The organism is Myxococcus faecalis (genome assembly GCF_050039385.1).
In the GTDB taxonomy this organism is placed as follows: domain Bacteria; phylum Myxococcota; class Myxococcia; order Myxococcales; family Myxococcaceae; genus Myxococcus; species Myxococcus fulvus.
In genome coordinates, this window is sequence record NZ_CP144336.1 from 797,199 (window position 1) to 811,690 (window position 14,492).

Genomic DNA, 14,492 nt, shown 5'->3' on the forward strand with positions numbered 1-14,492 from the left:
AGTCTCCCGTCGTCGCGCGGCTCGCGATGTCTCAGAACATGTGACGACGCATGCTGATGTTCACCAGCAATCCAATGCTGAGCATCACGGACATCATGGAAGACCCGCCATAACTCATCAGCGGCAGGGTGATGCCCGTCACCGGCAGCAAGCCGATGACCATGCCGATGTTCTCGAACACCTGCCAGAAGAGCATGGCCACGACGCCCACGGCGACGAAGGCGCCGAACCTGTCTCGGGCGCTGAACCCCACCCCCAGGCCGAAGATGAAGATGGCGCCATAGAGCACCAGCAGGAGGGTGCACAGCACGAAGCCGTGCTCCTCCGCCCACACCGAGAAGATGAAGTCGGTGTGCTGCTCGGGCAGGAAGCGCAGGCCCGTCTGGGTGCCCTCGCGCCAGCCCTTGCCCGACACGCCGCCGCTGCCCACGGCGATCTTCGACTGCGCCGCGTGGTAGCCGCTGCCGCGCAGGTCCGCCTCCGGATCCAACCACCCGGAGATGCGCTGGCTCTGGTGCTTCTTCAGGTGGTGCCGGACGATGGTGGGCCGGGGCTCCGGCACCTCGCGGATGTAGTCGTTCCAGATGACGATGGCGCCCGCGAGCACCCCCGCCACCAACGTGGCCACCAGGTACCAGCGCACCTTGCCGAAGAGGATGACGGTGAGCGACGACAGGCCGATCATCAGCGCGGTGCCCAGGTCCGGCTGCACCAGCACGAGGATGAAGGGCACGCCCACCACCACCAGCGGCTTCCACAGCCGCACCAGGCCGTAGGACGGCTCATTGGGGCGGAAGTCGTCGTGGTAGACCTTGGCCAGCATCAGCACGACGCCAATCTTCATGAACTCCGCGGGCTGCAGGCGGAACGGGCCGATGGCGAACCAGCTCTCGGCGCCCTTGGCGGTGTGGCCGACGAAGCGCAGCGCGATGAGCGCCAGGATGTTGGCGACGTAGATGGGCATCGCCATGCGTTGGATCCAGCGGTAGTCCACCAGGCACACCACCAGCACCGCGACGATGCCCAGGCCCAGGTACAGGGCCTGGCTGGACCACACCGGCGCCAGCGGAGGGCGCGACGCGGAGGCCAGGTTCCAGATGCCCAGCAGGGCCACGGCCAGCACGCAGAAGATGAGCCCCCACGGCACGTGGGGCACCATCCGCCGCTCAATCCTGAGTTGCATGCCTGTCCTCGGACTCCTCGTCGCCCGGAAGCTGCGTGGGGGGGCGCACGCCCCGCGTCATGGCCGCCTCGTCGGGAGACGGCGGGCGGAACATCGACGGGGTGTAGGGCTGGTTGGGACGCGGCGGCGGCGCCGTGGCGTCCAGCTTCTTCAGGTCCAGGTACTTCTGGATGACGGCCAGCGCCGTGGGCGCCGCGTCCGAGCCGCCGTGGCCGCCGTGCTCGTTGAGCACCACCACCGCGATTTCAGGATGGTCCGCCGGGGCGAAGCCCGCGAACCAGGCATGGTCTCTCTCGAAGAAGCTCATCTGGTGCGTCTTCAGGCGGATGGCGCCCAGGCGCGCCACCTGCGCGGTGCCCGTCTTCGCCGCCACCTTCACGTCCAGGTCGCGCATGTACTTCAGGCGCGAGCGGTACGACGTGCCGCCCGGCTCATGGGCCACCTTCACCAGGCCGTCGATGACGGCCTTCAGGTGCGCGGGCGGCAGGTCCACCCGACGGACGACCTCCGGCTTGAACTCCTCGATGACCTGGCCGTCCAGGTTCTCCAGCCGCTGCACCATCTGCGGCTTGTACAGCGTGCCGCCGTTGGCGATGGCCGCGTACATCAGCGCGAGCTGCAGCGGCGTGACGTTGTTGTCACCCTGGCCGATGGCGCTGTTGAGCGCCATGCCCTTGGTGTAGCCGCCGGGCGAGGCTTTGTCGTGGTACGCGCTGGTCGGCATGATGCCGGGCACCTCCGCCACCACGTTGATGCCGGTGGGGCTGCCCAGGCCCAGCGACTTGCCCATCTCGCCAATCGGGTCCAGGCCGATGGTGTCCGCCACCTTGTAGAACCAGGTGTCGCAGGAGCTCTTCATCGCGTCCAGGCCGTCGACGTGGCCGTGGCCTCGGTCCAGGTGGCAGCGCCAGGTGCGCGCGCCCAGCCGGTAGCCGCCGGGGCAGTTCACCACCGTCTCCGGACGGAACGCGCCGGACTTGAACGCCGCCAGCGCGGTGACGACCTTGAACGTGGAGCCCGGGCTGTAGTGCTCGGCCGCCACGCGGTTGACCATGGGCTCCAGCGGATCGCGCGACAGCTGTGCCATCTGCGTGGGCGTCACGCGGCCCGTCAGGAGGTTGGGGTCGAAGCCGGGCCGGGACACCAGCGCGCGGATGAAGCCCGTGTGCACGTCGATGGCGACCACCGCGCCGGTGACACCGGGGAAGGCGCGCTCGGCCTCCTCCTGCAGGCGCATGTCGATGGAGAGCACCAGGTTGCTGCCCGCCTTGGGCTGCACCACGGCGTTGTCGCCCAGCTTGACGTTGAGCTCTTCAATCTTCTGGCCGCGCGCGTTCACCACTTCCTTGCGCACGCCGTCCTGGCCGCGCAGGCGCTGCTCGAAGTAGCGCTCCAGGCCGCGCCGGCCGATGTAGTCCCCCAGCGCGTAGCGCGCGCCGTCGCCGTTGAGCCGCTCGAGCTCGTCCTGGGTGATTTCGTTCATGTAGCCCAGCACGTGCGACAGCACCGTGTTGGTCCGGTAGAAGCGGTGCGGGACGGGCGCCACCTCCACGCCGTCCAGGATGTCCCGGCGCGCCGCCAGCCGATCATACTCGTCGCGCGTCAGGTCCACGCGCACCGGCACCGGCTGGAAGGGCGCGTTGCGGCGGCCCTGGCGCACCAGGTCCTCCACCTTCTTCGCCTGGTCCGCGTCCCACTGGAGCAGCTCCGCCAGCCGGGGGATGACCTGCGCGAAGCAGTCCGTGCAGAACGCGGGCGTGACGACGGCGTCGAAGGACGGGCGGCTGTCGACGAGGATGGTGCCGCGCGCGTCCTTGATGACGCCGCGGTCGGCGCGCAGCCGCACCTCCTTGACGAAGTTCGCCACGCTCTTGGCGGAGTACTCCTCGCCGCGGGTGATCTGCAGCCGGTAGAGCTGGATGGACAACAGGGCCAGGCCCGCCGTCATGGCCAGGCCCAGCCACAGGAAGCGCCGGCGCAGCTCGCGGCCCGGCGTCGTGTTGCCCAGCGTGGGGGGCGTCACCTCAGCAACCCCGCCGGACGGTCCTGCGCGGCCTCGAAGCGGCGCAGGAGCGGGAAGAGCGCCAGCGCCGCCAGCCCCGTGAGCGCCACCTGCAGCGGCAGCCCCGCGAGCGCCGGCGCCGTGCCGCCATCCTTCACCGTCAGCCAGGTGAAGAAGGCCGCGAGCAGGCCATGCCCCACGTCCGCGCCCATGGCGAACAGCGCGAACGACAGCCCGCCGCGCACGTCCACGAAGGTGGACACCAGCCGCCCGACGAGGAAGGTGAACACGGCAAGGAAGGTGAACAGCCCCGTGGGCTGGCCGCTCATCAGGTCCAGCAGGTAGCCCACCGCGAACGCGGAGAAGGCCCCTTCGAGCAGCGTGGCGCGCAGCGCGAGGAACGCCACCAGCACCACGGTGACGTCGATGCGGCCCAGCACGAGCCCCGCCTGCTTGACGACCACGGACTCCAACGTGAGCAGCGCCAGCGCGATGCCCACCGTCACCAGGAACTTCATTTCGACGCACCCTCCGCCGCGCTGCCCTGCGCCATCGCCTTGTAGGGACTGCCCACCACCAGCACCTCCTCCAGCTTGCTGGTGTCCACCGCCGGCACGATGTCCGCGCCCTGGAACATGCCGTGCTCCTTCTTCTCCAGGTTCGTCACCCGGCCCACCACCAGGCCCGGAGGATAGATGCCATCCGTGCCGGAGGTGATGATGAGGTCGCCGTTGTCCACGTCCTCGGTGCGCAACATGTTCTCCAGCTTGAGCGGCCCGCTGCCCGCCCCCGACGCCGTGCCCCGCGCCCGGGAGCGCTGCACCAGCACCGCCACCCGGCTCTGCGTGTCCGTCACCAGCGCCACGTCCGAATAGCTGGAGGTCGCCCGGATGACCTGCCCCACGATTCCGTCCGGCGTCACCACCGACATGCCCCGGAACACCCCGTCCTTCTCCCCGCCGCTGATGCGCACCGACAAGAGCTTCGCCACCGGGTTGACGCCCACCACCCGCGCCGGAATCTCCGGCCCCGGCGCCACCTCCGCGTACCCCAACAGCTTGCGCAGCCGCTCGTTCTCCGTGCGCGACTCCCCCAGGGCCTGCACCGAGGCGCGCAGCTGGAGGTTCTCCAGCCGCAGCGCGTCATTTTCCTGCCGGACCCCGCGCAGATCGAGGTAGTGGCGCACCGCGGACACCGAGCCCTCGATGGTGGCGGTGAGCGCCTGCTGCACGGGCGAGGTGATGGCGATGACCGCCCGGTCGATGGGGTTGGGGTCCCTGCCCTTGCGCCCGCTCAGCAGGAAGGCGACCAGCGGGTAGAGGAGCAGGACGCCGACAATCAGGGGACGCCGGTATCGCTTGAGGAGCGACAGCACAGAGGGGAATTCCGGGGTGGGAGGAGGAAGCGGAGGGAGGGGGTGCGGCTAAACTCTCTAAATCGCTTGCATTTTCTGGTGCAGTGTCCTAGGCAGTCAAGGCCCGCGAGGGGGGTGGTCGCTGGTCCGCCACCCTTCAGCCGGGCTACCAACAACACCGCGTCGCGAGTCCTTCCGCACGACTTTTCTCGGCGCGTTTGCTCTCCGAAGTGACGACAATGGACGGTCTGAACCCCCGGAAGGTCCTCTCCCTGCTGTTCATCATCGGCATCGCGGTGGTGTTCACGCTGCAATTCGGGCCGGGCAGCACCGGCTTCGGCGCCTCGGGTCCGGTGACGGCACCCGGCTCGGTGGCCACCGTGAACGGCAAGGAGATCCCGCTGCGCGACTTCGCCACGGCCTGGGCCCGGCAGATGAGCTTCCTGCGAGCGCAGGGCAGCCCCATCCCCGAGTCCGTGGCCCGCCAGTTCGGCATGCACAACCAGGTGCTCGACAGGCTGGTGAACACGGAGTTGCTCGCCCAGGCGGCCGAGCAGCGCGGCATCACCCCCTCTGATGAAGAGCTGCGCAAGCTCATCCATCAGAACACGGACTTCCACGCCAAGGAGGGCGGGTTCGACTTCGCGCGCTACCAGCAGGTGCTGCGCGACTTCTACCGGAAGACGCCGCCGGAGTTCGAGACGGAGCTGCGCCGGCAGCTGGCCGCGCAGAAGATGATGGAGGTCGTGCGCGCCAACGCCACCGTGTCCGACGACGAGGTGCGCGCGCGCTACGAGAAGGACGGCAACCAGGCCAAGGTCGTCTTCGCGCGCTTCCTCCCCACCATGTACGCGGACAAGGTCGCAGCCCCCACGCCCGCTCAGCTGACGGAGTGGAAGAAGGCGCACGAGAAGGAGATCAAGGACTACTTCGAGGCCAACCGCTTCGTGTACCAGCAGCCCGAGCGCATCCGCGCGCGCCAGGTGCTGGTGAAGCTGCCCCCGGAGGCGACCGCCGAGCAGAAGGCGGAGGCCCTCAAGAAGGCGGAGGCGCTGAAGAAGGAGATCGACGGCGGCAAGGACTTCGCGCAGGTGGCGCGTGACTCCAGCGAGGACCCGGGCAGCAAGGCGCGCGGTGGCGACCTGGGCTGGGTGGAGCGCGGCAGCTGGGAGCCGGTGCTGGCGGACGCGGCGTTCGCGCTCAAGGCGGGCGAGGTGACGGCGCCGGTGGAGACGAAGTTCGGCGTGCACCTGGTGAAGGTGGAGGAGAAGCAGGCGGCCCAGGACAAGAAGCTGGAGGAGGTCCAGGACGAGATCGCCACCACGCTCTTCAAGCAGGAGCGCGCCAAGGAGACGGCGAAGGCGGAGGCCCAGAAGGCGCTTGCCACGGTGCAGGGTGGCAAGACGCTCAAGGAGCTCTTCCCCGCGGAGAAGGAGCAGCCGGCGCTCCTGCGCTTCGAGACGGAGACCCGTCCGGAGGCGGTGGAGACCGACAGCTTCACGGCCGAGGGTGAGGCCGTGCCGCACCTGGGCCCCGCGCCCGCGCTGGTGAAGGCGGCCTTCGCGGTGAGCGCGCCCCAGGTGCTGGGCGAGGTCTTCCCGGTGGGCGAGGGCTTCGTGGTGGCGCAGGTGGTGGAGCGCCAGAAGCCGGACACCGCGGGCTTCGAGCAGAAGAAGGACGCGCTGCGCGTGCAGGCCCAGCAGGCCAAGCAGATTGAAGTGACGGAGTCCTTCCTCAAGGCGCTGAAGAAGGGCGGCAACGTGGTGACCAACCCCGAGGCCATCGACTCGGTGGTCGGCGCCGGGTAAGTCACCCGCTTCAGCTGACAGCACGTGAGGGCCGGGCCGAGGGACTTCCCTCCCCGGCCCTCTCGCTTTTGCAGGGCCCGTGTTCAGCGCACCGGGAAGTCGGAGCCGCCGGAGGGCGTGTCCGGGCCCGGAGGCTCCGCGACGCAGAGGGCATCCCGGCCCCGGGCCTTGGCGCCGTACATGGCGAAGTCCGCGGAGCGGATGAGGTCCAGCGCGGAGGTGGCGTGGTCCGGATAGGTGGCCACGCCGACGCTGGCGGTGACGCGCACGTCCAGGCCGTGCTCCTGGAGGAAGGAGCGCCCGCGGAAGGCCTCACAGACCTTCTGGCCGATGTGCGCGGCGCCGTCCTGGTCCGTCTCCACGAGGAGGATGGCGAACTCGTCGCCCCCGTAGCGGAACACGGCGTCCAGCCCGTTGCGCCCCAGGGACATGAGCAAATCGCCCACCTCCTTCAGCGTGGCGCTGCCCATGAGGTGGCCGAACCTGTCGTTGACGCTCTTGAAGTGGTCCAGGTCCAGGAACACGAGCGACAGCGGGTGGCGGAAGCGCGCCGAGCGCTTCACCTCCGTGTCCAGGAGCGCGCGCAGGTGCCGGGCGTTGTAGCAGCCGGTGTGCTCGTCGGTGATGGTGAGCTCCTGCACCCGGCGGAAGTTGCGCGCGTTCTCAATCGCGATGGCCGCGTAGTCCGCGATGGCCGTCAGCGTGGTGAGGTCGTCGTTGGAGAACGGGGGGTCCGTGGGGCCGTTGACCAGCTCGATGACGCCCAGCACGTGTCCACGCGACAGGAGCGGCACGGCGAGGATGGAGCGGGTGTGGAAGGCGGAGGCCTCGTCGAAGCGGGGCGCGAAGCTGGGGTCCCCGCCCACGTCGTGCACCAGCCGGGCGACCCCGGAGGAGAACACGGCCCCGGCGATGCCCTCACCGGGGTTGAGCTGCAGGCCCTTGAGGACGCCGGCGCCCTCGCCCACCGCGATTTCGAAGTAGAGCTTCCCGGTGCGCTCGTCCTGGAGGATGAGGGACCAGTTGCGAGGCAGCAGCAGGCTGCTGACCTTCTGCATGACGAGCGCGAGCACCTCGCGCAGCTCCAGCGTGGACGTCAACGCCTTCGCCATCTCGTTGTAGGCGGCCAGTTGCTCCACCGTCCGCTTCATGGCCGACAGGAGGTCCGCGGGATTCATCCGTAGAGTCCACTCCGAGGCGCAAGTCTGCTAAGGCCTGGAGCCGTAACATGCACACGCACGCTGATCAAACGTTGCTCGTCCTGGCCTCCGGTTCTCCCCGCCGTCGGGACTTCCTGTCGCAACTGGGGCTCACTTTTACCGTCTCCGCGGCGGACATCGACGAGACACCCCACCCAGGCGAGGAGGCGGCCGCCTACGTCCTGCGGCTGGCGCGAGAGAAGGCCCGCGTGGTGGCCGGGCGCTCCCCTGGCGCCTTCGTCCTCGCGGCGGACACCACGGTGGCGCTGGGCATGACGCTGTTGGGCAAGCCCCAGGACCCGGCCGAGGCTCGCGCCATGCTCACCCGCCTGTCCGGCAAGACACACGATGTGTACACGGGCGTCGCGCTCGCGGGGCGGCATGAAGAGGCGCTCGCGGTCCACACGCGCGTCACCTTCCGTGAGCTGAGCGCCGGAGAAATCGACTGGTACGTGGGCACGGGCGAGCCGGTGGACCGGGCGGGCGCCTACGCCATCCAGGGCAAGGGGGGCTTCCTCGTCGCGCGCATCGAGGGCAGCCCCACCAACGTCGTCGGCCTGCCGCTGGGCGAGACGCTCGCGCTGCTGACGCGCGCCGGCGTGCCCCTGGCCTGGAAGCCCGCGCCATGAGCACGGGCCTCGCGGAGCGGCTGGCGTCGGTGAAGGCGCGCATCGCGAAGGCGTGCGAGCGCGCGGGGCGTCCGGTGGAGTCGGTGACGCTGGTGGCCGTGTCCAAGCTCAAGCCGGCGGCGCTCATCCGCGAGGCATACGCCGCGGGTCAGCGCGACTTCGGGGAGAACTACGCGCAGGAGCTGCGCGACAAGGCCCAGGAGCTGTCGGACCTGGAGGGCCTGCGCTGGCACGCCATCGGTCCCCTGCAGACGAACAAGGTGAAGTACGTGGCGAAGGTGGCCAGCGCCTTCCATGCGTTGGACCGGCTGGAGGTGGCGCGCGAGCTGTCCAAGCGGCGCGAGGGCACCTCTCCCCTGCCCTGCTACGTCGAGGTCAACGTGGGCGGGGAGTCCACCAAGTCGGGCCTGGAGCCCGCCGCCCTGCCCGACTTCCTGGGCCAGGCGCGCGCGCTGCCGGGCCTCACGCTGGTGGGGCTGATGTCGCTGCCGCCGCCCACGGACGACGTGGCCCGCGCGCGCGGTTATTTCGACGCGCTGCGCGAGCTGTCGCGGACCCATGGCCTGCCCGGGCTGTCCATGGGCACCACCCACGACTTCGAGCTGGCCATCGAGGCGGGCGCCACGCTGGTGCGGGTGGGCACCGCCCTCTTCGGCGAGCGGGACTGAGGGCCGGCGCGCGGGTCAGATCTCCTTGAACTTCGCGCGGCCCTCCGCGCTGATCTTCACCTTGTACTCGCAGCCGCAGTAGTTGCAGCGCAGCTCGTCCCCATCCCCGAAGCCATCGTGCACGGGGTTGTTGGCGTCGCAGCCCGGACAGTCGAACTCCTTGAGGCGGCCGCCCTTGGTCGTCTCCTTGGCGTCGTCGTCGTCGAAATCGTAGTCACCGGCCATGTTCCCGCGTCTCCAGGGCAAGGGGGCGACCTCCAGCCGGGGCCGCCTTCTCTTCGGGAGGCTAGCAGCGGTGTCGGCCGGTGGACACGCCCGGCGCGCCGCAGGGCGGCCGGGTTCAGGGGGCCGGGAAGCGCCGTGGGGCCCCTCCGTGCGAGACTCATGTCCCCTTCCGCCCCTCAGGTCGCCCCCACGACGAGGGAGCGGGCGTCCATTGAATGCCCGCCGCATAGGCACGTCGATGGGAAATGTGGAGTGGCGGGAATGGTTCGGGGGCATGGCCTGGCGAGTAGCAGGCGGGCTACTTAACTTCCTTGCGATGGAGCTCACTCGATGCGTGCGCAGTCCAATTGGGGGTTCGCGGCGGTGGTTGCGGGCCTGGTCTGGTCGGCGGCTGCCCTGGGCCAGGAGTCTTCCGCGAACCCGGCGTTCGGCCCCGGTGAGCAGGCGCAGTATCGCGTGAAGTACCTGGGCATGACAGCGGGCACCGCGCAGGTGACGGTGGGCGCGCCCATGAAGCAGTGGGGCGAGGACGTGTGGCCCATCGTCGCGGTGGCGCGCTCGGACGCGCTCATCGGCGTGTGGCCCATCAAGGACAAGTTCGTCTCCTACTGGAAGGCGGACACCCAGCGCGTGGTGGGCAGTGACTTGCACGCGGACGAGAACGGCAAGCGCCGCCGCCAGCGCATCAAGCTGCAGCCGGATGGCAAGAGTGTCTTCGTCGTCAAGCAGAAGGAGGGCGAGGCGCCGCGCGAGTCCACCGCCGAGGTGGCCGAGGGCACGCTCGACGTGACGGGCGCGACGTTCGCGCTGCGCAACCGAGAGCTCGTCGTGGGCGGCGAGTACGCCTACCCGGTGTTCACCGGCAGCAAGAGCTTCACCATGCGCGCCAAGGTGGAGTCGCGCGAGACCTTGAAGACGGAGCTGGGGACGCAGGAGGTCTTCAAGACGCGGGTGCAGGCGGAGTTCGGCGGCAGCCTGACGTCGAAGCGGGACATGTTCGTCTACCTCACCACGGACGCGCGGCATGTCCCGGTGCGAATCGAGGCGGACTTCGCGCTCGGCACGGTGGTGGCGGAAATCACCGACTACCAGCCGGGGCGGACGATGGCGGTGGCGAGCGCGGAGAGCGGTGGGTAGCACCGCTGGAGAGTGAAGGGGGCGGATGGGCGCGGGATGGGCGTGGGTGGTGATGGCGGCGCTGGCCGCCACGCCGGAGCCGAGGGTGGTGTCTCCCCTGGTCAAGGTGCGCCCGGGCTCCGCCTTCGCGTCGCGCCCCGTGGCCCGCCTGAGCGTGGCCCGCGGCGAGTGCGAGGGCACGCAGGTGGTGCTGCCCGACTCGGCCCGTCGCCTGAAGGTGAAGCCGCTGCTGCTCGGCGGTCCGTCGGACGCGCTGCGCGCGGACATCTGGCGCGTGGGCTACCTGGATGTCGAGGTGCCCTCCAACTCGGAGGGGGACGTGGGCCCGTGGCCCGATGCCCTGTTGCCGCTCGGCGCGCCCGAGCGTGACGACGCCCCACCCCGCCCCGTCGTGCTCTACGTGGAGGTCTGCGCGAAGGAGGACCAGACGCCGGGCACCTATCAGGGTCGCCTGCGCGCGAGCTTCAACAAGCTGGAGCACGTGAGCGTCCCCTTCACGGTGGAGGTGCAGCCCTTCGCGCTGCCGGCGACGTCCTCGCTCGCCACCAGCTTCGGCATCTCCCTGTACAGCATCGCCCGGGGCCACGGGCTCACCCCCGAGTCACCGGAGGCCCGCGAGCTCTTGCGCGACTACGCGCGCGTGCTGCTGGAGCACCGCGTGAGCGCGCATGGCATGAGCATGACGCCGCCGTCCGTGCGCTTCGAGGGCGACACGCCCATCATCGACTGGAGCGACTACGACGCGGAGATGGCGCCCTTCCTCGACGGGAGCCTGCTGGCGTCGGGTGCGCGCTTCACCACGTCGGACGTGCGCGACAGCCGCAAGGCGGACACCGAGGAGCGCAAGGTCGCGTACTACCGCGCGTTCGCCGAGCACTACCGGACGAAGGGCTGGCCCGCGCAGCTCTTCTTCTACGCCAAGGACGAGCCGAAGCCGGAGGACGTGCCGCTCGTGCTCGCGCAGTCGCGCCGCGTGCGCGCCGCCGGGGGCAGCCGCGTGCTCATCACCACGCCCATGGAGGAGCCGCTCGCGAGCGCCGCCGACATCCTCGCGCCCACGCTCAACTGCTTCTTCCCTCGCCCCGGCCCCCAGACCTGCCGCGCCGTGCACACCATTGCCCAGATGCGCGAGCAGCTTCCCGAAGGCACCCGTATCTGGTGGTACCAGAGCTGCAACTCGCATGGCTGTGATGGGGGCCCGTCCCAGAAGCGTGCCCAGGAGAAGAGCTACAGCGGTTGGGCCTCGTACATGGTGGACCACCCCGCCGTGCTCAACCGCGCCATGGGCCTGCTCGCATTCACGAGCGGCGTGGACGGTGAGCTCTATTTCGACACCGTCTTCGCCTACAACACCAAGCACGACGTCTGGACCGACGTGTTCGAGTTCGGTGGCAACGGCGACGGCACCCTCTTCTACCCAGGCACGCCCGGCCGCCTGGGAGGTTTCCGACACCACCCCGTGGCGTCCCTGCGCCTCAAGCACCTGCGCGACGGACTGGAGGACTACGAGTACCTCCGGCTGCTCTCCGCGCTGGGGGACGAGGCCTTCGCGAAAGACGCGGCGCGCAAGCTCGTGAGGTCCGGTTGGGACATCCGCCGGGATGCGCGAGAATGGACGCAGGTCCGCCAGCTCGTGACGGCGAGGCTCCGGCAGCGGTGGTTGGCATCAGAATTCGCGAAGCGTCCGGGCCGTCACACGCCCAAGAGCACCCCGTAGTTTCTCTCTGGAAGGAAGAAGGATGAGCACCCTGCGCACCCTCCTGGCGACCTGCCTGATGCTGACCTCCGGCGGTGCCGCCTGGGCCCAGCTCCCCGACACCGAGGCCGACAAGCCCGAGGGTGAGAAGCCCGCCGAGGCCACCGAAGCCAAGCCCGACGAAGCCCCCATCACCGTGGAGCCCTGCGCGCAGGCGCTGCCCGCGCTGCGCATGCCGCTCACGTTCATGCCCGGCGAGGTGCTCGAGTTCGACCTGGACGCCATGGGCGCGCAGGCCGGCAAGATGACCCTGCGCGTCCAGAAGCCGCAGGACGGCCAGATTCCCGTGCTCGCGCAGGCGGAGACCAACTCCTTCTTCTCCAAGGTCCGCCGCGTGCGCGGCAGCGCCACCACCTGGCTCAACCCGCGCACGCTGCGCCCCAAGCGCTACGTCGAGGACGCCACCGAGAACGAGATGCGCCGCAAGGTGGAGGTCGCCTTCACCCACAAGGACCGCGCCATCAAGGTGGACTACCAGATCGGCCAGCGCCCCAAGGGCCAGTACAACTACACCTACGACAAGGACGGCCTGGACGTGGCCGGCTCCATCTACCTGCTGCGTCAGCTCCCGCTCGAGGAGAACCTCTCCGTCTGCTTCGACGTGTACGGCGTGCGCCGGCTGTGGCGCATGCAGGGCCAGGTGCTCAAGAAGGAGAAGGTCACCACGCCGCTGGGCCAGTTCGACGCCTGGCACCTGGTGGGCACCGCCGTCCGCCTGGACCGCCCCAAGCAGAAGCGCGAGGTGCACGTGTGGCTCTCCGACGACGCGCGCCGCCTGCCGCTCGCCGCCGTGGGCACGCTGGACCTGGGCGCCGTGCGCGCCACCCTCACCTCCGTCAGCCGCCCCGGCGAGAAGCGCCAGGAGGCCGGCCCCGGCAAGGAGGAGATGAAGTGGTGATGTCCAACTGCTGAGAAAAGAAGACACGGCTCGAGGAGAGGCCCGGTGGACGGAGTTCCCGGGCCTTTCTCTTTGAACCGAAATTGATTCTGGTTTGCAAAATCAAAATCATGAGCGTAGGGTGCGCGCCGCTCCGATGCGCCCACGCTCTTGTCTTGTCTCGTCGTCGTTCCTGCTCTGTTCCACCCTGCTGCTCTCCACGACGGTCGCCCGCGCCCAGGATTCGGCCGGTGCTCCGGTGGTCTCCGCCGCACCGCCGAGTGATTCGCCCGAGGGGCCCGTCGCCTCGGCTCCATCCGCCGAGCAGCCCGAGCAGCCCGCGCCGTCCCCCGCCGCCCAGGAGCCCGCGCCCGTCAGCGCGGCGCCCGCTCCCGCGGCCCTGAGTCGGGCGCGGCCGAACATCGACACGTTCGTCACCGCCTACGGCGAGCTGCTGTTCGGCTATCACAACTACGGGTTGAACCAGAACCGGACGGGTGGCGCGCAGCGCGACTCGCGGCTGGAGTTCGACACCACGCGCTTCGTGCTCGAGATGAAGGGCGCGCTGCCGGACTATGGGCTCGAGGTGGAAGTCGAGGTCGAGTTCGAGCACGGCGGCACCGGCACCGCGATGGAGCTCGAGTACGAGGAGTTCGGCGAGTTCGACCAGGAGCTCGACAAGGGTGGAGAGATCCTCGTCGAGGAGCTCTACATCTCGAAGAAGCTCGGCGACCACGCGGCGCTCGCGGTGGGCCGCTTCTACGTGGCGGTGGGCACGCTGAGCGAGTTCTCGCGCCCCACCGACTACCTGGGCACCCTCCGCGACGAGGCGGAGACGGGCATCATCCCCAACACGTGGGACGAGATGGGCCTGCGGCTGCGCTACAAGTTCCCCTGGGGCCTGCGGCTGACGGGACAGCTGGTCAACGGGCTGGACTCCACGGGCTTCAGCTCGCAGCTGTGGGCGGTGGGCGGCCACCAGCGCCGCTTCGAGGTGCAGCGCGCCACGGACATGGCCCTGGTGTTCCGCGCGGACGTCACCCACTTCGACGGGTTCATCTTCGGCGTGTCCGCCTACCACGGCGACACCACGCGCAACCGTCCCAAGGCGGACCTGGTGAAGAGCTGCGAGGAGGCGAATGATCGCGAGGTCGCCCCGTGCGGCTACGTGTCCGCGCCGCTGACGCTGCTGGACGTGCACCTGTCCGTGTCCAAGGGCCCGTGGAGCGCGAAGGGCATGGTGATGTACGGCCACCTGAAGAACGCGGAGCTCGTCTCGCAGCGCAACGCGCGCCTGTCGAACCTGCTGGGCGTGATGCGCACGCCGGTGTCCGACAACGCGTTGGCCGCGTGGGGAGAGCTCGGCTACGACATCGCGTCGGTGGTGGGCCTGAGCAACTCGCACCACCTGTTCCCGTTCGTCCGCTACGACTACGTGGACACGCAGTTCAAGCCGCGCGCGGAGCTGTACGACAACCCCCGCTTCCGCCGCACCGTCTACACGGTGGGCGTGGCCTACAACCTGCTGAACACGGTGTACGCGAAGCTCGACTTCGGGCACCGCCGCATGGGCTCCAACGCCTTCCGGCCGGAGAACACCCTGCGCCTCGCCACCGGCTTCAACTACTGACGCGGCCCTCCCCGTGTCCCCTCC

At 69.6% G+C, this 14,492-nt stretch carries 13 protein-coding genes; 7 read left to right on the plus strand and 6 right to left on the minus strand.

The window, feature by feature from the left end; genetic code table 11:
- Window positions 1-31: 31 nt before the first annotated feature.
- From rodA to mreC, 4 genes are read right to left on the minus strand one after another with little or no spacing between them, the layout of a single operon-like run.
- The gene (rodA, locus tag VZQ01_RS03040; protein ID WP_223746763.1) at window positions 32-1,183 is read right to left on the minus strand and encodes a rod shape-determining protein RodA; all 1,152 of its coding nucleotides are present in this window, start codon (window positions 1,181-1,183) and stop codon (window positions 32-34) included.
- Complete coding sequence (mrdA, locus tag VZQ01_RS03045; protein ID WP_223746762.1) at window positions 1,167-3,206, minus strand: penicillin-binding protein 2; 2,040 nt, start codon at window positions 3,204-3,206, stop codon at window positions 1,167-1,169. The genes rodA and mrdA overlap by 17 nt, the downstream gene beginning before the upstream one ends.
- On the minus strand, window positions 3,203-3,703 hold the full coding sequence (locus tag VZQ01_RS03050; protein WP_046712899.1) for a hypothetical protein: 501 nt from the start codon (window positions 3,701-3,703) through the stop codon (window positions 3,203-3,205). The genes mrdA and VZQ01_RS03050 overlap by 4 nt, the downstream gene beginning before the upstream one ends.
- Window positions 3,700-4,560, minus strand: a complete 861-nt coding sequence (mreC, locus tag VZQ01_RS03055; RefSeq protein ID WP_141323211.1) for a rod shape-determining protein MreC — start codon at window positions 4,558-4,560, stop codon at window positions 3,700-3,702. The genes VZQ01_RS03050 and mreC overlap by 4 nt, the downstream gene beginning before the upstream one ends.
- A 218-nt stretch (window positions 4,561-4,778) precedes the next feature.
- Here mreC and VZQ01_RS03060 point away from each other — a divergent pair, with 218 nt between their 5' ends.
- The gene (locus VZQ01_RS03060; RefSeq protein WP_174816718.1) at window positions 4,779-6,347 is read left to right on the plus strand and encodes a peptidylprolyl isomerase; all 1,569 of its coding nucleotides are present in this window, start codon (window positions 4,779-4,781) and stop codon (window positions 6,345-6,347) included.
- A gap of 83 nt (window positions 6,348-6,430) precedes the next feature.
- Here VZQ01_RS03060 and VZQ01_RS03065 read toward each other — a convergent pair whose 3' ends face one another.
- A complete protein-coding gene (locus VZQ01_RS03065; protein WP_141323208.1) occupies window positions 6,431-7,525 on the minus strand; it encodes a sensor domain-containing diguanylate cyclase in 1,095 nt (364 codons plus the stop codon).
- A gap of 50 nt (window positions 7,526-7,575) precedes the next feature.
- On the opposite strand from VZQ01_RS03065, the gene VZQ01_RS03070 reads away from it, so the two are divergent.
- Entirely contained in the window at window positions 7,576-8,175 is a 600-nt protein-coding gene (locus VZQ01_RS03070; protein ID WP_223746760.1) for a Maf family protein, read from the plus strand.
- Window positions 8,172-8,843, plus strand: coding sequence for a YggS family pyridoxal phosphate-dependent enzyme (locus VZQ01_RS03075; RefSeq protein ID WP_426746869.1), 672 nt, complete (start codon window positions 8,172-8,174; stop codon window positions 8,841-8,843). The genes VZQ01_RS03070 and VZQ01_RS03075 overlap by 4 nt, the downstream gene beginning before the upstream one ends.
- A 15-nt stretch (window positions 8,844-8,858) precedes the next feature.
- Here the strand turns inward: VZQ01_RS03075 and VZQ01_RS03080 are convergent, their stop codons facing one another.
- On the minus strand, window positions 8,859-9,068 hold the full coding sequence (locus tag VZQ01_RS03080; RefSeq protein ID WP_141323204.1) for a hypothetical protein: 210 nt from the start codon (window positions 9,066-9,068) through the stop codon (window positions 8,859-8,861).
- Between the two features lie 330 nt (window positions 9,069-9,398).
- Between VZQ01_RS03080 and VZQ01_RS03085 the strand changes: the two genes are divergently transcribed.
- The 4 genes from VZQ01_RS03085 (at window position 9,399) to VZQ01_RS03100 (ending at window position 14,468) form a co-directional block, all read left to right on the plus strand.
- Complete coding sequence (locus VZQ01_RS03085; protein ID WP_223746759.1) at window positions 9,399-10,205, plus strand: DUF3108 domain-containing protein; 807 nt, start codon at window positions 9,399-9,401, stop codon at window positions 10,203-10,205.
- 25 nt (window positions 10,206-10,230) lie between these two features.
- Window positions 10,231-11,922 carry a DUF4091 domain-containing protein gene (locus tag VZQ01_RS03090; protein ID WP_426746870.1) on the plus strand — a complete coding sequence of 564 codons (1,692 nt, stop codon included), beginning with the start codon at window positions 10,231-10,233 and terminating at the stop codon, window positions 11,920-11,922.
- A gap of 22 nt (window positions 11,923-11,944) precedes the next feature.
- A complete protein-coding gene (locus VZQ01_RS03095; protein WP_223783017.1) occupies window positions 11,945-12,859 on the plus strand; it encodes a DUF3108 domain-containing protein in 915 nt (304 codons plus the stop codon).
- A gap of 136 nt (window positions 12,860-12,995) precedes the next feature.
- Complete coding sequence (locus VZQ01_RS03100; protein WP_408890848.1) at window positions 12,996-14,468, plus strand: hypothetical protein; 1,473 nt, start codon at window positions 12,996-12,998, stop codon at window positions 14,466-14,468.
- The last annotated feature ends 24 nt before the right edge of the window (window positions 14,469-14,492 follow it).